The organism is Paenarthrobacter sp. DKR-5, from assembly GCF_018531425.1.
In the GTDB taxonomy this organism is placed as follows: Bacteria; Actinomycetota; Actinomycetes; order Actinomycetales; family Micrococcaceae; genus DKR-5.
Window position 1 is genome coordinate 17816 of the sequence record NZ_JAHBOI010000003.1, and the last position, 23133, is coordinate 40948.

The 23133-nt window shown below is 69.5% G+C and carries 19 protein-coding genes; 9 read left to right on the forward strand and 10 right to left on the reverse strand.

The genetic code is table 11. The annotated features are described in order from the left end of the window. Positions 1-104 precede the first annotated feature (104 nt). Positions 105-2219 (forward strand): hypothetical protein, encoded by a 2115-nt coding sequence (locus KIH31_RS06410; RefSeq protein ID WP_214426284.1) that lies wholly within the window; start codon positions 105-107, stop codon positions 2217-2219. Between the two features lie 110 nt (positions 2220-2329). Here the strand turns inward: KIH31_RS06410 and KIH31_RS06415 are convergent, their stop codons facing one another. Next, on the reverse strand, positions 2330-2491 hold the full coding sequence (locus tag KIH31_RS06415) for a DUF4236 domain-containing protein (RefSeq protein ID WP_214426285.1): 162 nt from the start codon (positions 2489-2491) through the stop codon (positions 2330-2332). Between the two features lie 45 nt (positions 2492-2536). Then, complete coding sequence (locus tag KIH31_RS06420; protein WP_214426286.1) at positions 2537-3202, reverse strand: G5 domain-containing protein; 666 nt, start codon at positions 3200-3202, stop codon at positions 2537-2539. A 795-nt stretch (positions 3203-3997) separates the two neighbouring features. Here KIH31_RS06420 and KIH31_RS06425 point away from each other — a divergent pair. Continuing rightward, the gene (locus tag KIH31_RS06425) at positions 3998-5623 is read left to right on the forward strand and encodes a ribonuclease J (protein ID WP_214426771.1); all 1626 of its coding nucleotides are present in this window, start codon (positions 3998-4000) and stop codon (positions 5621-5623) included. A 48-nt stretch (positions 5624-5671) separates the two neighbouring features. Here the strand turns inward: KIH31_RS06425 and KIH31_RS06430 are convergent, their stop codons facing one another. Both KIH31_RS06430 and KIH31_RS06435 read right to left on the reverse strand, forming a co-directional pair. Continuing rightward, positions 5672-6256: a histidine phosphatase family protein gene (locus KIH31_RS06430; RefSeq protein ID WP_214426287.1), complete on the reverse strand. Its 585-nt coding sequence runs from the start codon at positions 6254-6256 to the stop codon at positions 5672-5674. 58 nt (positions 6257-6314) lie between these two features. Continuing rightward, positions 6315-7130, reverse strand: a complete 816-nt coding sequence (locus KIH31_RS06435; protein WP_214426288.1) for an SDR family NAD(P)-dependent oxidoreductase — start codon at positions 7128-7130, stop codon at positions 6315-6317. A 165-nt stretch (positions 7131-7295) separates the two neighbouring features. On the opposite strand from KIH31_RS06435, the gene KIH31_RS06440 reads away from it, so the two are divergent. Then, on the forward strand, positions 7296-8138 hold the full coding sequence (locus tag KIH31_RS06440) for an SDR family oxidoreductase (RefSeq protein ID WP_214426289.1): 843 nt from the start codon (positions 7296-7298) through the stop codon (positions 8136-8138). 136 nt (positions 8139-8274) lie between these two features. Here KIH31_RS06440 and KIH31_RS06445 read toward each other — a convergent pair whose 3' ends face one another. Further along, on the reverse strand, positions 8275-9120 hold the full coding sequence (locus tag KIH31_RS06445; RefSeq protein WP_214426290.1) for an SDR family oxidoreductase: 846 nt from the start codon (positions 9118-9120) through the stop codon (positions 8275-8277). Positions 9121-9254: 134 nt separating this feature from the next. Here KIH31_RS06445 and KIH31_RS06450 point away from each other — a divergent pair, with 134 nt between their 5' ends. The 3 genes from KIH31_RS06450 to KIH31_RS06460 all read left to right on the forward strand — a co-directional run bounded on the left by KIH31_RS06450 (position 9255) and on the right by KIH31_RS06460 (position 12411). Next, positions 9255-9575 (forward strand): putative quinol monooxygenase, encoded by a 321-nt coding sequence (locus tag KIH31_RS06450; protein WP_214426772.1) that lies wholly within the window; start codon positions 9255-9257, stop codon positions 9573-9575. A gap of 123 nt (positions 9576-9698) precedes the next feature. After that, positions 9699-11147, forward strand: a complete 1449-nt coding sequence (locus KIH31_RS06455) for a TIGR00366 family protein (protein WP_214426291.1) — start codon at positions 9699-9701, stop codon at positions 11145-11147. After that, positions 11140-12411, forward strand: coding sequence for an amidase (locus KIH31_RS06460; protein ID WP_214426292.1), 1272 nt, complete (start codon positions 11140-11142; stop codon positions 12409-12411). Before KIH31_RS06455 ends, KIH31_RS06460 begins: the two co-directional genes overlap by 8 nt. A 35-nt stretch (positions 12412-12446) precedes the next feature. On the opposite strand, the gene KIH31_RS06465 is transcribed toward KIH31_RS06460, so the two are convergent. The 4 genes from KIH31_RS06465 to KIH31_RS06480 all read right to left on the reverse strand — a co-directional run bounded on the left by KIH31_RS06465 (position 12447) and on the right by KIH31_RS06480 (position 18862). Next, complete coding sequence (locus KIH31_RS06465) at positions 12447-13355, reverse strand: amidohydrolase family protein (protein WP_307857567.1); 909 nt, start codon at positions 13353-13355, stop codon at positions 12447-12449. Further along, a complete protein-coding gene (locus tag KIH31_RS06470; protein WP_214426293.1) occupies positions 13352-16264 on the reverse strand; it encodes an FAD-binding and (Fe-S)-binding domain-containing protein in 2913 nt (970 codons plus the stop codon). Before KIH31_RS06470 ends, KIH31_RS06465 begins: the two co-directional genes overlap by 4 nt. A gap of 19 nt (positions 16265-16283) precedes the next feature. Further along, positions 16284-17036, reverse strand: a complete 753-nt coding sequence (locus tag KIH31_RS06475) for a FadR/GntR family transcriptional regulator (RefSeq protein WP_214426294.1) — start codon at positions 17034-17036, stop codon at positions 16284-16286. Positions 17037-17116: 80 nt separating this feature from the next. Next, positions 17117-18862, reverse strand: coding sequence for an L-lactate permease (locus KIH31_RS06480; RefSeq protein WP_214426295.1), 1746 nt, complete (start codon positions 18860-18862; stop codon positions 17117-17119). Between the two features lie 194 nt (positions 18863-19056). Here KIH31_RS06480 and KIH31_RS06485 point away from each other — a divergent pair, with 194 nt between their 5' ends. The 3 genes from KIH31_RS06485 to KIH31_RS06495 are packed head-to-tail and all read left to right on the forward strand — an operon-like array spanning position 19057 to position 22000. Further along, a complete protein-coding gene (locus KIH31_RS06485; protein WP_214426296.1) occupies positions 19057-19860 on the forward strand; it encodes a (Fe-S)-binding protein in 804 nt (267 codons plus the stop codon). Then, positions 19857-21380, forward strand: a complete 1524-nt coding sequence (locus KIH31_RS06490) for a LutB/LldF family L-lactate oxidation iron-sulfur protein (RefSeq protein WP_214426297.1) — start codon at positions 19857-19859, stop codon at positions 21378-21380. The genes KIH31_RS06485 and KIH31_RS06490 overlap by 4 nt, the downstream gene beginning before the upstream one ends. Beyond that, on the forward strand, positions 21377-22000 hold the full coding sequence (locus KIH31_RS06495; RefSeq protein ID WP_214426298.1) for an LUD domain-containing protein: 624 nt from the start codon (positions 21377-21379) through the stop codon (positions 21998-22000). The genes KIH31_RS06490 and KIH31_RS06495 overlap by 4 nt, the downstream gene beginning before the upstream one ends. On the opposite strand, the gene KIH31_RS06500 is transcribed toward KIH31_RS06495, so the two are convergent. Further along, a complete protein-coding gene (locus KIH31_RS06500) occupies positions 21997-23058 on the reverse strand; it encodes a LacI family DNA-binding transcriptional regulator (protein ID WP_214426774.1) in 1062 nt (353 codons plus the stop codon). The genes KIH31_RS06495 and KIH31_RS06500 overlap by 4 nt on opposite strands. Positions 23059-23133: the final 75 nt, after the last annotated feature.

Sequence of the window (23133 nt, forward strand, 5' to 3'; positions counted from 1 at the left end):
CGTTCTGCAAGTCCTCCGTTCCGGGCCGGTGCCCTCGCAATCCGCGGGGGCGTTGGTCCGGAACGGGGTTGGTTCGGTCTCACACCCCTTTATAGGAGCCAGCAATGACGCACAACGATGTCCGTTTCCGCCACACCTCAACCCCGGTGGCCGCAGCCGCCGCCCTGGCGATCCTCCTGGCCGGTGCAGGAGCCGGCCCGGCAGCCGCCGCGCCCCCGCGGCCAGCCGCGCCGCCGTCGTCGCCCGCGTTGCCGTCGGTGCCGGACGTCGCGGCGCCGTTGACCAACCTCTCCCACCTGAACTTCCTGCTGGACACCGTCCCGCTCAAGCCGGTGGACGGGCACACCACGTACCAGTTGGACAGCCGCCCCTCGGCCATGGCGCCGTGGACCTACGCCAACAAGAACGCCGACGGCAGCTACACCCGCGTCGGCGGCGGCAGCAAGGACCCGGCCACCGGCTACTACAGCCAGGGCGCCTTCAACGCGGACGACATTGCCCGCACCGCCGTCGTCTACCTGCGGCACTGGCAGCAGACCGGCTCCGCCGCCAGCCGCGACCACGCGTTCGAGGTGCTGCGCGAGCTGACCTACCTGCAGACCTCCACCGGCCCGAATGCCGGCAACGTGGTGCTCTGGCAGCAGGCGGACGGCACCCTGACCCCCAGCGCCGAGCCGAAGGAGCTGCCGGATCCGAGTGACTCGGCCGAGTCCTACTGGCTCGCCCGCACCGTCTGGGCGCTGGGGGAGGGGTACGCGGCCTTCAAGTCCGCGGACCCGCAGTTCGCCGCGTTCCTGCAGGAGCGGCTGCACCTCTCCGTTGCCGCGCTGAACAAGCAGTCGCTGGCCAAGTACGGCCAGTTCGACGTCGCCGACGGCGCCAAGGTGCCGGCGTGGCTGATCACCGGCGGCGCAGACGCTTCCTCCGAAGCCGTGCTCGGGCTCGCCGCGTACTCCGCCGCCGCCCCGGGCGACGACGCCGCGGAGGAGGCGCTGCGCAAGCTCACCGAGGGCATCGCGGACATGTCCTCCGGCGACACGCAGCAGTGGCCGTTCGGCGCGATCCTGCCGTGGAACCAGTCCCGCACGCTGTGGCACGCCTGGGGCGGGATGGCTCCGGCCGCCGTCGCCACCGCGTCATCGGTGCTGCACCGGCCGGACCTGCTGACCGCCGCCGTCAAGGACACGGCCAGGTTCACCCCGCAGTTGCTCGCCGCCGGGGGCCCGGACAACGCGTGGAGCCCGACGCCGGGCGAGGCACAGATTGCCTACGGCGTGGACTCGCGGGTCGAAGGGCTCGTGGACACCGCCAAGGCCGCGCACGCTCCCGGGCTGCTGGACGTCGCTGCGGTCACCGCCGGCTGGTTCTTCGGCGCCAACCGCAGCGGCAAGCCGGCGTACAACCCGGCGACCGGCACCGCGATCGACGGTATTGAGACGGACGGCCGGGTCAATCCCAACTCGGGCGCCGAATCGACGATCCACTCGCTGCTGACCATGCTCGCGCTGGACGCGAACCCCGAGCTGAAGGCCAAGGCCCTGGGCATCAACCGCACCCTTGGCACGGACGGGCTGAAGGTCGTGGAGGCCGAGTCCGGGGCTGTCTCGGGCGGCACTGTGGTGAAGCCCGCTTCGGCGTGGACCGGGGAGGCCAACATCTCCGGCGGCGCGTACGTTGCACTCGATGCGGGTGGGTCCGTGACCGTGCCGGTGCCGGCGGCTGACCAGCCGCGGAACGTGTACCCGATCGTGAACCAGGGTGTTGAACCGGCCGGGAGCACGGCGTGGAGTGCCAGCACAAAGCTTGGTTCCGCCATGCTCGGGACGACCCCGAACGGCGGCGCCGGAGCCCAGGGCATCACCGGTGCCCCCGGCATCCTCTACCCGTTCGCGCTGGACCGCGCGCTGCCCGCAGGGGCAACCGCCGTCGTCGGGCGTTCCAACGGACCTGCGTCCATCGACGCCCTGCTGCTCCAGCCGCAGGTTTCCTCGGTGTCGGTTACCGGCTCCGGCGGGGACTCCACTCTGTACGTCAGCGCCGCGCCCGGTGCGACCGTCCGGAAGGTCGACGTCCCGCAGGGCTACAAGCTGCAGCAGGAAGCCTTCGACAGCTCGGGCCGGCCCGTGGCTGCGGGAGCTGACAGCAACGGCGCCGACCACTCCGGCCGCGTCACCGTTGCCGCCGGCGGCTTCACCTGGGTGACCCTGGTCCGCAAGTAGGCCCCGGCGCACCCTCGCGCTAACTGGGATCCGCTGTCGTTTCGTCAACCGCTGCTGAATTAGCACTGGCGGTTGACTGAAACGGCAGCGGATTCCGCTATGCGTCTCTTCTAGAGACGCCAGGAAATGCCCTTGCCGAGACGGATCGTGATGCGTCCCCGGCTGTTGAGGGTGATCGGTCCCGCTTTGCGCGACACCGAGACGCCGCTCTTCGAAACGTTCAGGCGTGTGTTCTTTCCGAGCTTCTTTGTTCTGCGAAAGATGAGTCCCACAGGCGTTCCTTTCTCGTGTTTGGCCGTGTGATGGGCGGCCGTTCGTTAGTTGCAGCCGATGCCGTCGTGATTGCCATCAAGGTGATAGATGTCCACCCCGATGACGCGGACCGGGCCGGCTACATAGGCGGGGCCGTTTCCGCTACCGCCGGCGCAATCGACGTCGGACGCGATCGGAACGCAGGCGCCGGCGTAGTTGGGGTCGCAGCCTGACGGGGCCGGTGCCGGCGCGGGTGCAGCTGCGGGCACGGGTGCTGGGGCGGGCGGAGCCGGCGGCGGTGCGACGTAGGTGCCAACGCCGGTTACCTGCGCCACTGGGTTGCGCACGACCACGTTGCTGACGAGCTTCCGGTCCGACTCGACGCCGTTCGTCAGGGTCACCTTGTAAGTGAGCTTGCGCTGGCCTGCCACTCCTGCCACGAGCAGTGCGGTCCGGCCCTTGTCCAGGTTCGGATCGGACTGGGAACGCTTCGCAAACGCCACGACTTCTGTCTTCACCTCGTCGCGGTACGTCACGACTGCCGGCGTCTCGGTGGGCGTGGGTGTTTCCGTGGCGGAAGGAGATTCGTTCGGCGTTTCGACTGTCGAAGCTGCGCTGACCGGTGAGGCGCCAACGGGCGAAGCGTTTGTTGACGCAGAGCCGCACCCCGCGGTGACCGTGACTGCGGCGACTGCGAGCGCCGCGAGAAGACAGTTCTTTTTGGTCGTCATCGACCTAACCCCCAGATATCCAATGCTGTTGACCTTTGCGCGCCTGGCATGGGGTTTTGCGGAGATCGACCTTTGGAGGACCCGCTCAGCTTTCCCCAGCTAGTAGCGTCCAGCAAATTGTCACACGAGAACCGCTGGTGAAGCGCAAGGCAGCCGAAATTTAGGTCTTGATGATCGGCCGATGTGAATCCATGCTTGGGGCATTTAGGTTTCGGGAGAGGTCATGGGGTTTTTTTCGAGGCGTTTCGTGCCGAGGTCAGTGCGCAGAGCAGTCCATCCTGTCCGGGCGGTGAAGCGGGCGGTCACGCCGGTATACCGCCATGGTTCGTGTCCGGTTGCCCACCGAAGTTACGAAGCCATGGCGAAGTGCCGCCGCTGATTGACCCCGTTCGCTGGTCCACCCGTCTGCTGCTGTCGTTTCGGTCGACTTCTGCTGAATTAGCACTAGCGGCTGACTGAAACGGCAGTGGATTCCGTTGCTGGGCAGCCAACTGCCGGCAGCTCCCTCCGCCTGGGGAGGTAAAACCGGGGTTTGAAGCGCGAAGGGGCCCGAATCCGCAGTTTTACCTCCCGGGGCGGACGCCGGGCAGCAGCACAGGGCAGCCCGGACAGGGAAGCCCCCGAACCCCGCCGCCGCCTTTTGCGCGGGTTCATGAAACAATGGCTGAGACAGCCTTACGCCTCGCCCGGAAAATGCTCCGCAGGCTGAGCCGGCTGATGACCACCTACGAAAGTGAATCTTTGAAGCAACCTCAGCAGCACGAGTCCGCCCCGCCCGCCCTCGCGAAGGGCGCCATGAGGGTGGTGGCGCTGGGAGGTCTCGGCGAAATCGGCCGCAACATGACGGTGTTCGAATTCGGCGGCAAGCTCGTCATTGTGGACTGTGGCGTGCTGTTCCCCGAGGAGCACCAGCCCGGCATCGACGTGATCCTCCCGGACTTCACCTCCATCCGCGACCGGCTCGACGACGTCGTCGCCCTCGTCCTGACGCACGGCCACGAGGACCACATCGGCGGTGTCCCGTACCTGCTGCGCGAACGCCGTGACATCCCGGTGGTCGGTTCCAAGCTCACCCTGGCCTTCGTCAAGGCCAAGATGAAGGAACACAACATCAACCCGCGCCTGGTCCAGGTCAAGGAGGGCACCAGCAAGGGCTTCGGGCCGTTCAACCTGGAGTTCTTCGCGGTCAACCACTCCATCCCGGACGGTCTCGCCGTCGCGATCAAGACATCCGCGGGCACTGTCCTGCACACCGGCGACTTCAAAATGGACCAGTTCCCGATGGACGCCCGCATCACCGACCTGGCCGGTTTCGCGCGGCTCGGCGTCGAGGGCGTGGACCTGTTCCTGACCGACTCGACCAACGCCGAGGTGCCCGGGTTCACCATCTCCGAAGAGGATCTGGCCCCGGCGATCGACACCGTCTTCCGCACATCGCAGCGCAAGATCGTCGTCTCCAGCTTCGCCAGCCACGTGCACCGCATCCAGCAGGTCATGGACGCCGCGCACCGGCACGGCCGCAAGGTCGCCTTCGTGGGCCGCTCGATGGTCCGCAACATGGGCATTGCCCGCGAACTGGGCTACCTGAACGTGCCGCGCGGCATCCTGATCGACTTCAAGGCCGCGCAGAAGATGCCGGACAAGAAAGTGGTGCTGATCTGCACCGGTTCGCAGGGCGAGCCGATGGCGGCGCTGGCCCGGATCGCGAACCACGACCACGAGATCGAGGTGGGCGACGGCGACACCGTACTGCTGGCCAGCTCGCTGATCCCCGGCAATGAGAGCGCCATCTACCGGCTGATCAACGACCTGACCCGCCTCGGCGCCAATGTGGTGCACAAGGGCAACGCGAAGGTGCACGTCTCCGGCCACGCCAGTGCGGGCGAGCTCGCGTACTGCTACAACGTGGTCAAGCCGCGCAACGTCATGCCGGTGCACGGGGAGTACCGCCACCTCATCGCCAACGGCGACATCGCCATCAAGACCGGCGTGAACCCGGACCAGGTCATCATCGGCGAGGACGGCGTGGCCGTGGACCTGCAGAACGGCAAGGCGGTCATCTCCGGCAAGGTCCAGGCCGGCTACGTGTTCGTCGACGGGCAGACCGTCGGCGGCGCCACCGAGGAGTCGCTGGAGGATCGGCGCCGGCTGGCGGAGGAGGGGCTCATCACCATCCTGGCAATCGTCGATCCGGATACGGCCAAGCTGGCCGAGGACCCGGAGTTCTTCGTCCGCGGCTTCGTGCACGAACCGGACGACTTCACTCCGGCCGTCCAGGCGGTCGAGCGGGCGCTGGGCAGCCTGCCGCGCAACCACTCGGTGGAGCAGGTCGAGTCCCTGATCGAGTCCACAGTGGAACGCTGGATGCAGCGCACCTACCGCCGCAAGCCGCTGATCACCGCGATCGTCGTCGACGCGTAGACGCCTGCCGCTCAGCGGCTCCGGCTTTCGAAAGCTGCTGCGAACCGGTCACCCCCGCGAGAAGGTGGTGACCGGTTCGCCGTTTAAGTACTCCAGTTGCCAGCCCTCGACGGCGTGGTGGTGCGCGAGGTTCAGCACTGCGTTGTCGATGCTCTGCAGTTTACGGCCGACGGCGCGGCTCAGGCTGACGCGGATCAGCGTTCCGTGCGTGACGACGAGGAGCCGCTGCCCGCGGAACTCCTCCGCGAGGGCTTCCAGGGCGGCGAGGCCGCGGTCCGCGGCTTCGTCCTCGCTCTCGGCGCCGCGGAAGCCGCCGGGGATGCGCATCTTGTCGAGCTCGGGCCCGTCCTGCATGCCCTCGGCCGGGCCGAAGTCCCGCTCGGTCAGCTCCGGAACCCTGCGTGCGACGCTGGTCCCAAGCCCGGCGGCGATCAGGTCCGCCGTCTCCGCGGCCCGGACGAGCGGGGAAGACACGACCGCGTCCCACTCGTAACCGGTAAGGGCGGCGACAGCGTCCCGGGCCTGGCCGCGGCCGATATCGTTGAGCGGAATGTCGGAGGAGCCCTGCAGCCGGCGCTGCGCGTTCCAGTCGGTCTGGCCGTGGCGGATAAGCGCGAACGTTGTGAGGGTCATGCTTCCATTCTGCCGGACGGCCTTGAACCCGCGAGGGCCTGGACCGGCGTGAGCCCGCTCAGATCGCGTTCCAGCCGCCGTCGGAGGGCAGGACGACGCCGTTGACGTTGGTGCCGTCGTCACTGAGCAGGAACGTGATGGACGCGGCGAGCTCGGCGGCTTGGGCGGGCGTGCCGACGTTGGCCTGCATGAACGGGCCGAGGCGCTGGGCGGCGAGCTCAGAGGCGAAATGCGCCTCGATGTTGGTGATCGTCGCGCCGGGGGCGACGGTGTTGAACCGCAGCCCGCGCGGGCCGTACATCACGGCGGAGTTCCGGGTGATGCCGACGACGGCGTGCTTGGACGCCGTGTAGGCGACGCCGGCGGCGGAACCGCGGATGCCCGCCTCGGAGGAAACGTTGACCACGGAGCCGTGGCCGGCGTCGAGCATCAGCGGCACGACGGCGCGGGTAAGCCGGATGATGGCGGTGACGTTAACCCGCATGACCCGCTCCCAGGTCGCGTCGTCGAGTTCGTGGACCGGGGCGAAGCTGTCCATGATGCCGGCGATGTTCGCGAGCCCGTCCACCCGTCCGCCGGCCGCGGCGACCACCTCGGCGACGACCTCCTCGGACGAAATGTCCCCGGCGACCGGCACCAGGTCCAGGTCACTGTGCTCGCGGACGAGTGCGTCGAGCCGTTCCTGGCTCACGTCCGCCGCGACGACGCGGCCGCCCTCGCGCGCCACCCGCAGGGCCGTCGCCAGCCCGATGCCGGAACCCGCGCCGGTGACGATGACCGTGCGGCCCTCGAACCGCCCGGGAACGATGCGTTCCTGCCAGGGAGCGGGTGCGGGTGCAGCTGCGGCGTCCGCGGGCGTGGCGTCGGTGCTCATGCTGATCTCCTTCGATGCTGGGCTTCCGCGGCCAACCTAACCGAGAACGGGGAGGAAATCGAGAGTGATGTCCTCAGCGCGCGGACGGCGGACCGCCGGTGGAACAACGGGGGCCGCCCCGCCGTTCTACCCAGCGGTAACCATGACCCGATGAAGGACGGACCCATGAGCGAGCGCACGATTGTCATCACCGGAGCCAGCGACGGGATCGGGGCTGCGGCGGCGCGGGTGTTCACCCGCTTCGGCGAGAAGGTCGTCGTCGTCGGCCGCTCCGCGGAAAAGACCAAGCGGATTGCCGACGAACTGGGGGCGGAGCACTTCGTCTCCGACTTCGCCGAGCTCGCGCAGGTCCGGGAGCTCGCCGCGGCGCTGAAGGAGAAGTACCCGCGGATCGACGTGCTCGCCAACAACGCCGGCGGCATCATGGGGGAGCGGCAGCTGACCGTGGACGGGCACGAAAAGACCTTCCAGGTGAACCACCTCGCGCCGTTCCTGCTCACCAACCTGCTGATGGACACGCTGGTGCAGAGCAAGGCGCGGGTCATCAACACCTCCAGCGTCGCCAACGTGATCTTCGCGCGGTTCGACATCGACGACCTCGACGCCGAACGCAAGTACTCGCCGAACAAGGCCTACGGGGATAGCAAGCTCGCCAACATCCTCTTCACCAAGGAACTGCACCGCCGGTTCGCTTCGGAGGGGATCACGACGGCGGCGTTCCACCCCGGCGGCGTGGCCACCAACTTCTCGGCCGATTCGACCAGCCCGATGCGCCACGCTTACAACTCGGTGCTGCGCCGGCTGATGCTCACCCCCGAACAGGGTGCGGACACGCTGCTCTGGCTGGCGACGGCCGAACCGTTCAAGGACTGGATCCCCGGCGAGTACTACGCCAAGCGCAAGGTCGCCCGGGCGAACAAGGTCGCCTCCAACCCGGAGATCGCCAGGCAGCTTTGGGAGCGCAGCGAGGACATGGTCAAGGAACAGCTCGACCCGACCCTCGGGTAGCCGCGCAGGCCTTACTTCGCGGGGAGGTCCCGCCAACTCTGCCCGCCGTTGCCTCCGGACCGGGACCGTGAGGGCTCTTGGAGCGCGCCCGCAGCCCGTCCGCGGGCAGAGTTGGCGGCGGAGGCCGCGCAGGCAGCTACGGGTGCCGCTCGCCGCGGCCAGCCAGGATGGCCCGGTAGCCCTCCCGGTAGGTCGGAAACTCGAAGCTGAACCCTGTACTAAGCAGCAGGGCGTTGGCGCAGCGCTTCGCCCCGCCGCGGGCGGATTCCCGGTCCGCTGTGGGAGGCTCCGGGAGGCCAAGCTCGCCGGCGAGGAACAGCAGCACGTCCCGCAGGTCCGCCGGCTCCGAGTCCACCCCGATGCACACCGGAGCCGGCTCCTGGACCGCCGTGGCCAGGTGCACGATCGCGGCCGCGGCGTCGTCGCGGTGGATCCGGTTGGTGAACTGCGGCGCCGCGGGCAGCTCGGCGGTCCCGTTGCGGACCTGGTCGATCAGCCGGGTCCGGCCCGGACCGTAGATGCCCGCCAGCCGCAGCACTGTCGAACCCGGCACGCGCTCGTGGAGCAGGTCCTCGGCCCGGCGGATGATCCGGCCGGTCGGCGAGGCAGGCTCGGCGGGGGACTGCTCGTCCACCCAGCCGCCGTCGGCTTCCCCGTACACAGCTGTCGAGGAGACGAAGAGCACCCGCCGCGGCTGCACGCCGTCGCGCTCAAGGGCGTCGAGCACGTTGCGCAGCCCGTCCACATAGGTGGCCTGGTAGACCTCTTCGCTGCGCTCGCCGGCCGCCGGGGAGACGACGACGATGTCCGTGTCCGCCGGAACCGGCGGCAGCTCCGCGGTCAGGTCCGCCGCGACCCCTTCGAGCTGGGGCGGGAGCTTCCCCGGACTGCGCCGCCAGCCGACCACCCGGTGCCCGGCGGCCGCGAAGCGCAGCCCGGCTTCGGTGCCCAGATCCCCGCAGCCCGCGATCAGTACGGTCATCGTGATTCCCCGTTCGTTGAGGTAGGCGCCTGGTGGAGGCGGACGCCGTGCTGCCAGTCTAGGCAGGCTGCGCGCCCGTGATAGACAGGAAGCGGAAGATGCAGCACACGCGAACCCTGGAAGGCAGAAGCCAGATGATCTTCATCGTCGTCAAGTTCAACGTCAAGCCCGACTGGTCCGACCGGTGGCTGGACCTCACCCGCGACTTCACCGAAGCCACCCGCCGCGAGCCGGGCAACCTCTGGTTCGACTGGTCCCGCAGCGTGGACAACCCCAACGAGTTCGTGCTGGTCGAGGCATTCAAGGACGACGCCGCCGAGGCGCACGTCAACAGCGATCACTTCACCAAGGCCATGCAGGACATGCCGCAGGCGTTGGTAGAGACCCCGCACATCATCAGCGAGAAGATCGCCGCCGAAGGCTGGGGCCGGATGGGTGAGCTGACGGTCGAATAACCGGCGTTGCGCCCCGGACAGACTCCTACTCGGTGGTAAGTTCCCGAACGTCGGCCACCGAAGTCCCAGCACCAAAGAAGCTGAAGCGAAGGGACAGTGCCGGCCCCGAACCTTGAGGAAGTCATGTCCAGCACACCGAAGACCGAGGCCCACGGCGCCACCAGCGTCGCGGCTCCGCGGAAGAGCCCCATCCAGCGTTTCACCGACCTCTGTGTCCGCTACGTCGAGCGGTTCATGCCGGATCCGTTCCTGTTCGCCGTCATCCTGACCCTGCTTGTGGTCGTGATGATCCTGCTCTGGGTGCCGAACGCATCCGGCGCGGGCATCCTGACGAGCTGGTACCAGGGCGTCTGGGGCACCAACAACATCTTCACCTTCGCGCTGCAGATGGTGCTGATCCTGGTCAGCGGCTACACCCTGGCCGAGGCCCCTGCCGTGAAGCGGGGCCTGATCTGGCTGGCTTCCAAGCCGCGGAACCAGATCGAAGGCGCCCTGATGTGCTTCGGCGCGGCCGCCGTGGCGAACATCCTCAACTGGGGCCTGGGCCTGGTGGTGGGCGCGCTGCTCGGCCGGCGGATCTTCGCGCGGCTCGACAAGGCCAACTTCGGCTACATGATCGCCGCCGGGTACATGGGCTACATGCTCTGGACCAACGGTTTCTCCAGCTCCATCGCGCTGGCCAACACGGACCCGACCAGCAAGCTGAACGTCATCTTCACCGCGACCCACCAGCTGGTGCCGCTGGACCTGACGATCCTCCAGCCCTACAGCTGGGTGACCGTACTGGTCGCCATCGCGGCGCTGGCGCTGCTGATCTGGAAGATGGCCCCGCACGCCACCGACGACGTCGACCGCGAGGCGCTGCTCGGCGCGGACGCAGCCGGTACGGGAGCCGCCGAGGCACGGCCGGAGGGCGTCCGCCGGTCCTTCGCCGACCGGCTCGAGGGACTCTGGATCCTCAACGTCCTGCTCTTCCTCGCCGGCGCGGCCTACTTCGTGATCAGCGGCTTCAACCTGAACATCTCCTCCATGGTGATGCTCTTCACCATCCTCGCGGCCCTGCTGCACGGCACCCCGATCCGCTTCATCCGCTCCTTCACCGAAGCGGCCAAGACCTGCGGACCGCTGCTGCTGCAGTACCCGCTGTACGGCGGCATCGTGGGCCTGCTCGCCTACGCCCCGGACGCGCACAGCAAGCCGCTGCAGGCGGTCATCTCCGCCTCGATCGTGGCCGGCGCGACGACGGCGACACTGCCGTTCCTGAACTTCCTCGGCTCCATCATCATCTCGCTCTTCGTGCCCTCCGGCGGCGGCCACTGGGGCGTCCAGGGCCCCATCGCCGTCGAGGCCGCCCGCCAGCTGGGCCAGAGCTCGCCGGCTTACCTGGGCAAGGTGTCCATGTCCGTCGCCGCGGGCGAGGCCGTAGCGAACATGATCCAGCCGTTCTGGCTGCTGCCGGTGCTCGCCATCGCCAAGCTCAGCGTGCGCAAGGTCATGGGGTACACCGTGGCGGCGTTCCTGGTCGGCTTCGTCATCTTCGGCGTCGCGATGCTGATCATGCCGCATGTCTGAGCGGGTTGAGCCGCCGGCGTCGGAGGTCCTCACGGCCGTCGCGTCCGGCCGAAGCGTCTCCGACGTCGCCGAGTCCTGCCTGGCCGCGATCCGGGAACGGGAGCCGGAACTCAGGGCCTTCGCGCACCTCGATGAGGAGCTCGTACGGCGCACGGCCCGCCGGCTGGACGACCCCGGCGCGGAGGGCCTGCCGCTCCGCGGGCTTCCGGTAGGCGTCAAGGACCTCATCGACACCGCCGACCTGCCCGCCGAGTACGGCTCCGCGATCTACCGCGGCCACCGGCCCGGGCGGGACGCCGCCGTCGTCAGGATCCTGCGCGACGCCGGGGCCCTGCCGGTCGGCAAGACCGTCACGACCGAGTTCGCCCTGTTCCAGGCCGGCCCCACCCGCAACCCGCTCGATCCGGCGCGGACGCCGGGAGGCTCGTCCAGCGGATCGGCAGCGGCCGTGGGCGCGGGCCTGCTCCCGGTCGCCCTCGGCACCCAGACCGCCGGCTCGGTCACCCGGCCGGCGTCGTTCTGCGGCATCGTCGGCTTCAAGCCGACCTTCGGTGCCGTCGACCGCGAGGGCGTGCTGCTGGTGAGCGAGACGCTGGACACGGTCGGCCTGCTGGCGCGCAGCGTGGCGGACGTCGCCGTGGTCTTCGACGTGCTGCGCGCGGGGGCATCGGCTTCTGCGTCCGAAGAATCGACGGAACCGCTGCGGCTCGGATTCGCCCGGCCGGTCGAATGGGACCAGGCCGAGCAGTACACCCGGGACGGCATCGAGGGGCTGAAGCAGAGCCTGCGCGGGAAGGGGATCGACGCGGTCGGCGTCGAGCTTCCCGGGAATTTCGATGGCCTGACCGCGGCGCAAAACACCGTGATGGAGTATGAAGCCGCCCGGAACCTGGGCCCGCGCTGCGAGGACAATTGGCCGCTGGTGAGCGAGAAGCTGACTGAGCTGCTCAAGCGCGGCGCGCGGATTCCCGAGCACGAGTACCGGCAGGCACTGGAGCTCGCCGAGGCCTGCCGGGAGGAGCTTGCCTCCGTCTTCGATGGCATCGACGCGCTCGTCGTCCCCGCGGTCAAGGGCGAGGCACCGCTGGCCGAGGAGGGAACCGGGGACCCGCTGTTCTGCCGGTCCTGGACGCTGCTCGGCTGCCCGACGGTCTCGCTTCCGCTGCTCACCGGCCCGTCCGGGCTCCCGGTGGGCGTGCAGCTCGTGGGCAACCTGCACGACGACGACCGCCTGCTCGCCGCCGCGGCCCGGCTTTACGGCTAGCCGGGGCGGCTGGCCGGGCCGGTTGGTCGAGTGGGTCAGTCGAGGCCGAGCAGGCGGGCGCCGTTGTCCCACAGCACGGCGCGCATCCAGTCGTCGCCGAGGTCCAGCCGGGCCAGCGCCTGCAGCTGGTGTGCGTACGGGTAGGGGATGTTCGGGAAGTCCGAGCCGAGGATGATGCGCGAGCGCAGCGCCGGCAGCCGTTCGAGGTAGCTGCCGGGCAGCGGGGCGAACTGGTTGGTGAAGTCGGTGCCCACCATGGTGGTGTCCAGGTGGACGCCGGGGTGCTCCTCCACGAGGTCGGCAAACGCGTCGTATTCGGGCATCCCCATGTGGGCGACGACGAGGACGAGCCGCGGGTGCTTCTCGAGCAGCCGCCGCAGGTGATCCGGACCGGTGAACTTCCCGGACAGCGGCGCAGACCCCACATGGATGACGACCGGCACGCCGGCGTTTTCCAGTTCGGTCCAGGCCTCGTCCAGCAGCGGGTCATGCGGGGCGAACCGGCCCACCTGGACGTGCATCTTGAACAGCTGGGCGCCGTCGTCGAGCGCCCGCCGGACATACTCCCCGGCGCCGGGCTCCGGGTACAGCGTCGCGCAGCGCAGCGCGCCGGGCGTGCGGCGGGCGAAGTCAAGGCTCCAGGCGTTCAGCCATTCCGCCATGCCCGGCTTGTGCGGATAGGAGAGCGCGGGAATGGCCCTGAGCCCGAACCTGCGCAGCCGCTCCAAGCGCTCCTGCTCGCTCAACCGGTACGTGATCGGCCAGGCGCGGCCGTAGGTTTCCTCGGCAGCGTCGAAGTAGGCCCAGACCTTGCGCAGCATCGCCTCCGGGAGGAAATGCACATGGATGTCGGCCAATCCCGGGAGGCCCAGGGCACGCAGGTAGCCGGGGATGCCGGCGTCGTCGTCCGGGCCCGGTGTGGTCAGCCGCCCGGCCGCCGTCACCGCGCGGGGCCTCCGGCCGCTGGCCCGGCCGCGGCGGGGCTTGCCTCAGCGGGACGGGTGGCTTCCTCCAGCACTTCCAGCAGATGCCGGTAGGAATGTCCGGTGGCCTTCGACATGCCGAGTTCGCAGGTGCGGTTGGTGGAGGCGTACGCGGCGAACTCCCGCTCGTTGATCTCCCGTGCCTGCTTGTCCGTGGCCGACTCGGTCAGCTCCGGGTGCAGCAGCCCGCGGTCCCCGGCGAAGGCGCAGCAGCCCCAGTTCAGCGGCACGAAGACGTCGTCCGTTACGGTCCGGGCGATGTCCATCAGGGCGTCGTTCGTGCCCAGTTGCGTGGACGAGCACGTCGGGTGCAGGGCGAGGGACTCCAGCGGCGTAGTGACGTTCAGGTGCGGCAGCACGGCCCGGTGCACGAACTCCACTGAGTCCACGAAGCGCAGCCCGGCGTACCGCTCGCTGTCCTCCAGGGCGAGCCGCTTCATGGTCTCCAGGCCCTCGGTGCACGACGCCGCGTCGCAGACCACGGGCAAGGCTCCCTGCCCGCTGGCCTCGTACAGCCCGTCCAGCACCTTCGCGGACATGGCGGCGTAGCCCCGCGAGAAGCCCTTCGACTTCCACGGGGTGCCGCAGCAGAGGCTTTCAATGCCCTCGGGCACGGTGACGCCGACGCGTGCCCGCTCGCAGAGGTCCAGGAAGGCCTGCATGGAGCCCTTGCCGCGGCCGGGGGTTTTGCCGGAGCCGGCGTCCGCCGGGCTGCCGGCGTCCGCCGGTCCGAACATAGTCCCGATGCAGGCCGGGAAGAAGACCGCCACGCTGTCGGGATCCCGGCGCGGCTTCCGCTTCGATCCGCCGGCGGGCAGCACGGAGTCGTAGGCGGGAACCGTCTCGGACCCCAGCAGCGCGCGCCCCACGGAGGTCGCAGCCTTGGCCAGCGGGGCGGGCACGGACTTGGCGACCGTGAGGGCCAGCCCGCCGCCCGTGGTAACCGCGCCCCAGCTCGCAGCGGCCGTCTTCCAGCCGGCCTCGGCGACGGCGTTCGCGTTCTCCTTCCGGAGCCGGCGGACCAGGTCGCCGGTGTTGATGAGCACCGGGCAGGCGGTCACGCACATGCCGTCCGCCGCGCAGGTCTGCACGCCGTCGTAGTCGTAGTCCTTGCGCAGCCGCTCCGCCAGGGCGTGGTCTCCGCGCTGTTCGGCAGCGGCCATTTCGCGCCGCAGCACGATGCGCTGGCGCGGAGTGAGCGTGATGTCCTTGCTCGGGCAGACCGGTTCGCAGTACCCGCACTCGACACAGCGGTCCACTTCCTCCTCCACCGTGGGCGCAACCTTCAGGTTCTCCACATAGGAGAGCGGCTCCTCGGCGAGCAGGACTCCGGGGTTGAGAAGATGGGCGGGATCAATCAGCTGCTTGATTTCCTGCATAACCGAATAGAGTTCATCGCCGTACTGCCGGCGGACGAAGGGGGCCATGATCCGGCCGGTGCCGTGCTCGGCCTTGAGCGAGCCGCCGGCCCCGAGGACCAGGTCCACCATGTCGTCCGTGAAGGCCTGGTAGCGCAGCAGCTGGGCCGGGTCGTCGAAGCGCTCGTTGAGCATGAAGTGCACGTTGCCGTCCTTGGCGTGGCCGAAGATCACAGACTCCTCGTACCGGTGCGCGCCGAACAGCCTGGTCAGCTCCGCGCAGGTGCCGGCCAGGGCCGGCACGGGCACGACAATGTCCTCCAGCAGTGCGTTGGTGCCCGAAGGCCGCGCCCCGGCCACCGTGGTGTAGAGGCCCTTGCGCACATGCCAGAGCGCCGCACGTTCCTTCGCATCGGCGGTCATGGCGAAGGGTGCGGCGAGGTCCAGCGCGTCGAACAGCGGCTTCGAGCTTTCCCGCTTGAAGGAGAGCTCGGCGGGGTCGGTGCCCTGGTGCTCCACCAGCAGCGCCGCGTGCCCGGTGACGGGCAGGGACCGGATCGCGGCCGGGGCGTCGGAGGCCCGCTGTGCGACGCGCAGGGAGGCGGAGTCCATCAGTTCGATGGTCGCCAGCCCCGAGGCGACCAGGTCCGGCAGGGCGGCCGTCGCGGCTTCGAGCGTGTTGAAGACCAGCAGCCCGGTGGCGACGGCGGGTTTCACCTCGACCGTGCGGAAGGTCGCCTCGGCCACGAAGCCGAGGGTGCCCTCGCTGCCGATCATCAGGTGCATCAGGATCTGCGCCGGGCTCGCGTAGTCGAGGAAGGAGTTCACCCCGTAGCCCATGGTGTTTTTCATCGAGAACAGGGAGGTGATGATGCGCACCGACTCCGGGTTGCCGGTGACGCGGCGGCGCAGTCGCAGCAGGCCCTCGAAGAGGTCCGGCTCCTGCTGCCGGAGCTGCTCGTCCGCGTCCGCGTCGGCGGTGTCCAGGACTGTGCCGGAGGGCAGCACCAGGACCATCGACTCGAGCGTGCGGTATGTGTTGAACTCGGTGCCGCAGGCCATGCCGGAGGAGTTGTTGGCGATGACGCCGCCGACCGTGCAGGCGATCTCGCTGGCCGGGTCCGGGCCGAGCTTGCGACCGAAGGCGGCCAGCCGGGCGTTGACGCTCCGCACGGTGGCGCCGGGCTGCACGCGGACCCGCGCGCCGCCGTCGAGCACCTCGATGCCGCGGAAGTGCTGGCGGGTGTTGATCAGCAGGCTGTCGCTGACCGCCTGGCCGGAGAGGCTGGTGCCGCCGGAGCGGAACGTGGCCGGGATGTTCAGTTCCCGGCTCCGCCGCAGCAGCGCGCCCACGTCGGATGCGGTGCGGGGAGTGGCAACGGCCTGCGGGATGAGCAGGTAATGGGAGGCATCGTGCGCCATGGCCCGGCGGTCCAGGTCCCGGGTGCTGATGGTGTCCAGTCCCAGCTGGTCGAACAGCGGCGCTTCGGTGGCGGGGGCGGTGATGGTCATGCGTGCTCCAAAGGTTGCGTCAGTGCGTGGCGTGGCCGGCGGTGGCGTCCTGCGCCTGCCGGTAAAACCACTCGATGTGTTCGCGCAGCAGGCGGGCGGCGAGGGTGCCGTCGTGCGCCTGGACCGCGTCGAAGATGCCGTGGTGCTGCTCGCGCAGCGCCTCGAGCACGCCGCCCCACCCGTCAATGGTGTCCACGGCATCCCTGACGTAGCCGACGATGGAGCCGCTCAAGGACTCCATCATGGTGGCGATGACGGCGTTTCCGGCCAGCGAGCTGAGCGCGACATGGAAGCGGGCGTCCAGCTCGTGGAAGGTATCGCGGTCCAGGCCGGGCTCGTCCATGGCCAGCAGCAGCTTGCCCGCCTGCTCCAGTTCGGCTTCGGCGGCAGCGTCGCTGCGCTGGGCCCCGGTTTCGGCGGCCCAGGTTTCCAGCAGGATGCGGGTCTGGACGATGTCGGCCACCGGCAGCCGGCTGCTGGCCACATGCAGGCGCAGCGCGGAGGACAGGCCCGCGGAGGGATCGGAGATGACAATGGCACCCGAGGTGGGGCCGGAGCCCACCGAGCTGCGCAGCACGCCCATCGCGTCGAGGATCCGGATGGCCTCGCGCACCGAGGCTCTGGAGATGCCGTAGCTTTCCGCCAGGGTACGTTCGCCGGGCAACCGGTCGCCGAGCTTGATCCTGCCCGAACGCAGGTCCGCTTCGATGTCCTGCAGGAGCGCATCGTAGGTGCGGCGCCGGGGCGCAGCTCCTGCTTCATCGGTTGCCACGGGTGGTTCCTTCCGGATCGGGCCTGGCTGTGCGGGCCGGGGTGCCGGCCCGCACACGGCCGGACGAGACGAGCGGGACGCTAGGGCAGCATCCAGCCCAGGACGGGGGTGGACTGCAGGAACGCCAGGGTGCACAGCACCAGCAGCAGAGCCGCGCTCCACCCGATTACCTTACGCAGAATCACCGATTCCTGGCCGTCAAGGTTGACCGCCGTGGCGGCGATGGCGAGGTTCTGCGGGCTGATCAGCTTGCCGACGACTCCGCCGGAGGTGTTGGCCGCGACCAGCAGGTTCGGGTCGATGCCGGCCTTGATCCCTGCGGTCTGCTGCAGCTTGGCGAACAGCGCGTTGGCGGAGGTGTCCGATCCGGTCACGGCGGTGCCCAGCCAGCCCAGCACGGGGGAGAGGAAGGCGAAGAAGCTGCCGGTGCCGGCCAGCCAGGTGCCGATCGAGACGGTCTGGCCGGAATTGTTCATCACGTAGGCCAGTGCCAGCACCGTGACGATCGTCAGGCCCGCCCAGCGCATCTTCACGATGGTCCGCCAGATTTCCAGCACCGCGTCGCCGACGGTGAGGCGGAAACGGCCGCCGTCGTCGTGCTTGGCGTACACCGCCGCGACGATCAGGCCGGTGATCAGCAGCAGGGTGCCGGGGCTGGAAAGCCACTGGAAGACGTACACGGTCGAGGACACCGGCTTGCCCTCGCCGTTCACCAACGCGTCGTGCAGGATCGGCCACGGGATCTTCACGTCCGTCGCCGCCAGGAACGCGGGCAGGTCCACCCCGAGCTTCCAGAGCTTGGCGACGCCGAAGACCACGATCACGAGGAAGTACGGGAACAGGGCCAGCCAGGTGCGCGAGGGCGTGAGGCCGTCCGGGGCGGTCCGTTCGGCGACGGCCACGCTGCCGGTGCCGGCCGCGTGGGAGCCGCCGGAAACCGACGCGCTGCCGGCGCCGGAGGCGGCGAGCGCCGCACCCATCCGCTCACGGGCCGCCGCGCTGCCGTTGGGGGACCAGACGCGGAAGAACAGGACCGCGGCGCCGAGCCCGGCGAGCGAGGCGACGATGTCGCTGAGTTCGTAGGAGAAGAAGTTCGAGCAGAGGAACTGGGTCAGTGCGAAGGAGAAGCCGACGGCGAGCCCGGCGGGCCAGCAGTCCCTGAGGCCCTTGCGGCCGTCCAGGATGAAGAGCAGGACCAGCGGCACGAAGGTCGCCAGCAGCGGGGCCTGGCGGCCGACGATCGAGCCGATGTCGGTGGCGTGCAGCCCGGTCAGCCCTGCGGCGGTGGTGATCGGGATGGCCATCGCGCCGAAGGCCACCGGAGCGGTGTTCGCCACGAGGACGGCGGCCGCGGCGCGCAGCGGGGGCAGCCCGAGGGCGAGCAGCATGGTCGCGGTGATCGCCACCGGGGCGCCGAACCCGGCGAGGGCCTCGAGCAGTCCGCCGAAGCAGAACGCGATGAGCACCGCCTGCAGTCGGACGTCGCCGCCGCCGATCACGTCGAAGACCCGGCGCAGGTCCTCGAAGCGGCCGCTGAGGACGGTGACCTGGTAGAGCCAGACCGCCATGACCACGATCCACAGCACGGGGAACGCGCCGAAGACGCCGCCCTGCGACGCGGACAGCACCGCCAGGGCCGGGGGCATGTGGAACGCGACGATGCCGACCACCAGCGCGACCACCAGGGCGAAGGCGCCGGCGACGTGGGCCTTCGCCCTCACGAAGGCCAGCAGGACGAAGAAGGTGAGCAGCGGCAGCAGGCCGACGATGGCCGACCAGGCCACGCTGTTCAGCACCGGGTTGGTGCTGGGGGTGAAGTGGTCCACGGAGTTCCTCCACGTTGAGACAACGACTGAGACGAGCAAGTGATGGTCTGACCACAATGGTCGGACCACGGAAGTGTAGCGCAGATCTCAGTGGTCTTGTGACCGGCCTCACGGAGTGGCAGGGTGTTGGAAGTGGTGGCCGTCACGTGGTCTACTATGGTCAGACCACATCCAAATCCGGCCGGAAGGCTGCCATGAGAATCGCTCTCTTCGCCACCTGCATCGTGGATGCCATGTACCCGCGGACAGCCCGGGCCACCGTGCGCCTCCTGGAGCGGCTGGGGCACGACGTCGTGTTCCCGGCGGGCCAGGCATGCTGCGGACAGATGCACGTCAACAGCGGCTACCTGAAGGAAGCCGTGCCCGTCGTCGCCAATCATGTGGCGGCCTTCGAAGCGGAGGAGTACGACGTCGCCGTCGCACCGTCCGGTTCCTGCGTCGCCTCCGTCAAGCACCAGCACCCGATGGTCGCCCGCTCCTGCGGCGACGCCGCGCTGGAGGCCCGGGCCACCGCCGTCGGCGCCCGGACCTACGAGCTCTCCGAGCTGCTGGTGGATGTGCTCGGCGTGACCGATGCCGGCGCCCAGCTCGGTTCCTACTTCCCGCACCGGGTCACCTACCACCCCAGCTGTCACGGCATGCGGCTGCTGCGGCTGGGGGACCGGCAGGCGCAGCTGCTGCGCAGCGTCCGCGGGATCGAGCTGGCGGACCTGCCCGAGGCGGACCAGTGCTGCGGGTTCGGCGGCACGTTCTCGATGAAAAACGCGGACGTCTCCTCCGCGATGCTGGCGGACAAGGCCGCCAACATCGCAGCCACCGGCGCGGAACTGTGCACCGGCGGGGACGCGTCCTGCCTGATGCACATCGGCGGCGGCCTCTCGCGGCAGGGGAGCAGCATCACTACCTTGCACTTGGCCGAAATCCTCGCCAGCACCGAGGAATCCCCGGTCTCCGTCACCGGGGACGTGCGCGTCTCCACCGGAAGGGCGGCACGATGAGCTCGACCTTCCTGGGCATGCCCTCGCTGCCGGTCTTCGGCTCCGGCAACCTGCACGCCGCCGAATCCTTCCCCAAGGCCGCGCACCGGGAGCTCGGCAATGCGCAGCTGCGCGCCAACCTTGGCCACGCGACCCACACCATCCGCGACAAGCGGCTCAAGGTGGTCTCCGAGCTGCCGGACTGGGAGCAGCTGCGCGATGCCGGCAGCGCCATCAAGCAGTCCGTCATGGCGCGGCTGCCGGAGCTGCTGGAGGAGTTCGAAGCAAACTTCACGGGCGGCGGCGGCGTGATCCACTGGGCCCGCGACGCCGCCGAGGCCAACGAGATCGTGGCCGGACTGGTGCGTGCGACCGGCGAGACCGAAGTCGTCAAGGTCAAGTCCATGGCCACGCAGGAAATCGGCCTGAACGAGTACCTCGAAGAGCAGGGCATCGCCGCATTCGAGACGGACCTCGCCGAGCTGATCGTCCAGCTCGACCACGACAAGCCCAGCCACATCCTGGTCCCCGCCATCCACAAGAACCGCACCGAGATCCGCGACATCTTCCTGCGGGAGATGCCCGGCGCGGACCCGGAGCTGACGGACACCCCCGCGGTTCTGGCCATGGCGGCGCGGGCGCACCTGCGCCGGAAGTTCCTCACCGCCAAGGTGGCCGTCTCCGGCGCCAACTTCGCGCTCGCGGACTCGGGCACTCTCGCCGTCGTCGAGTCCGAGGGTAACGGCCGCATGTGCCTCACGCTGCCGGAAACGCTGATCACGGTGATGGGCGTGGAGAAGCTGCTGCCGGGCTGGCAGGACCTCGAGGTGTTCATGCAGCTGCTCCCGCGCTCCTCGACCGGGGAGCGGATGAACCCGTACACCTCGCTGTGGACCGGCGTCACCGAGGGCGACGGGCCGCAGAATGTGCACCTGGTGCTGCTCGACAACGGCCGCAGCGCGGCGCTCGCGGACGAAATGGGCCGCTCGGCCCTGCACTGCATCCGCTGCAGCGCCTGCATGAACGTGTGCCCGGTGTACGAGCGCACCGGCGGCCACGCCTACGGCTCCACCTACCCCGGGCCGATCGGCGCCATCCTCTCCCCGCTGCTCACCGGCATCGAATCCGAGGAAAACAGCTCCCTGCCCTATGCGTCCTCGCTCTGCGGCGCGTGCTACGACGCGTGCCCGGTGAAGATCAACATCCCGGACATCCTCGTGCACCTGCGCAGCGTGGACGTGGACAGCAAGCGCGGCAAGAAGAAGCTGCCCAGCCAGATGGACGTCGGCATGAAGGCAGCGTCCTGGGCGCTGTCCTCCGGCAAGCGGCTCGGACTCGTGGAAAAGGGCCTGCCGCTGGGCCGGCTCGCCGCCGGTCCGGACAAGAAGATCACCAAGCTGCCCGGCATCGCCGGCGGCTGGACGCAGAGCCGGGACATTCCGGCGCCGCCGTCCGAGTCGTTCCGCAGCTGGTGGGCCACGGAACACAAAGCCACGGAACACAAGACCGACACCCACAAGACTGAAGGGGAGCAGGCATGAGCGCCCGCGACGACATCCTCGCCCGGATCCGGTCCGCCCTCCAGGACACCCCGGAGGCGCCGGAGATCCCGCGCGGGTACCGGCAGGACTCCGGCCTCGGGGAAGACGAACTGGTCGAGCTGCTGGTGGACCGCCTGATTGACTACAAGGCGCAGGTCGTCGTGGTGCCCGAGGCCGAGCTGCCCGCAACCCTCGCCGGGCTGCTCGCCGGCGCGTCGAGCGTCGTGGTGCCGGAAGGGCTCGACGGCGGGTGGCTGGCCGGGTTCGACGACGGCGACGTACGGGTCGACTCGGCCGCGGCCCCCCTGGCTGTCACTGAGCTCGACGCCGTCGACGCCGTGGTGACGGCCAGCGCCGTCGCCGTCGCCGAGACCGGCACGATCATCCTGGACGGCAGCCCCAACCAGGGCCGCCGGGCCATCAGCCTGGTCCCGGACCACCACCTGTGTGTGGTGCGCGCCGCGGACATCGCCGGCATCCTGCCCGAGGCGCTGCGCCGGATCGAGGGCACGCGCCCGCTGACCATGATCAGTGGTCCGAGCGCCACCAGCGACATTGAACTCGAGCGGGTTGAGGGAGTCCACGGCCCGCGCAGGCTCGACGTGGTCATCACCCGCTAGAGATCGGTGCTCCGGCGCAGCACCACTTCGCCGTGCACCGGGCCGGCGCCGTCGTCGTCCGCTCCGTTCAGGGCGGCTTCGACCGCGCGGCGGCCGATGTCGGCCAAGGGGAGGCGGACCGTGCTCAGCGCGGGAAGGAAGTCCCGGAGCGTCTCAATGTCATCGAAGCCCGCCACCGCCAGGTCCTCCGGGACGTACAGGCCGGCCTGGCGGAAACCGGCAATCGCGCCGATGGCCATCACGTCGTTGACCGCGAAGACGCAGGGGCGCGCGTCGCCGCGGGTGGGTCCGTCCTTTCCAGCGTCGCCCGCTTCTGCCAGCCGCAGCGCAGCCGCATAGCCGCCGTCGCGGTTGAAAGCGGTCCGGTGTACCTGCGCCGGTCCGGCTCCGGCGGCCGCCAGCCCCTCCTGGAAGCCGGCCAGCCGTTCGTCCGAGGTCGTGAGTCCCTCCGGACCGGCGAGCACCAGGAAGTTCCGGTGCCCGGCCTCCACCAGCCGCCGCGCCAGCAGCCCGGCGAGTTCGGCGTTCGGGACCCGGACGCTGCCCAGGTTCTTCCGGGGCTCCGCGCCGACCACGGGCTGGCCGATGGACACGACCCTTCCCCCGTTGGCGCAGTAGCGTTCGATCTCCTTGGCCAGCAGACGGTTGTCCTCCTCCTGGCCGGGCGCCTTCGTTCGGGTTCCGGCAATGATGATCGCGTCCGCCCGGCGCGCCGCGAACGTGGCGACCGCGGCCTGCTCCTCCAGGGGCGTACCGCCGGTGCTGGCCAGCAGCGTCACCTTGTTCCGCTCACGGGAGGCGTCCTGCACCCCGCGGGCGATGCTCGAGAAGTACGGATCCGAGATGTCGTGGACCACGAGACCGAGCAGGCCGGTGCTCGAGCGCGCCAGGGCCTGCGCCTGGGCGTTGGGGACGTAGCCGAGTTCGAGGGCGGCCTGCCGGACTCGTTCGGAGACCTCGGGGCCGGGGCGCCGCGAGGAGCCGTTGAGGACGCGGGAGGCGGTGGCCGGGGAAACGCCGGCCAGGGCGGCGACTTGCTGCAGGGTGCTCGCGGGCACGTTACCTCCGGGGTCGAGAGTTGCTGCCATTATCGCACCCGGACAGGGGTATTGGAATGCGCTTGCCATCGGCGC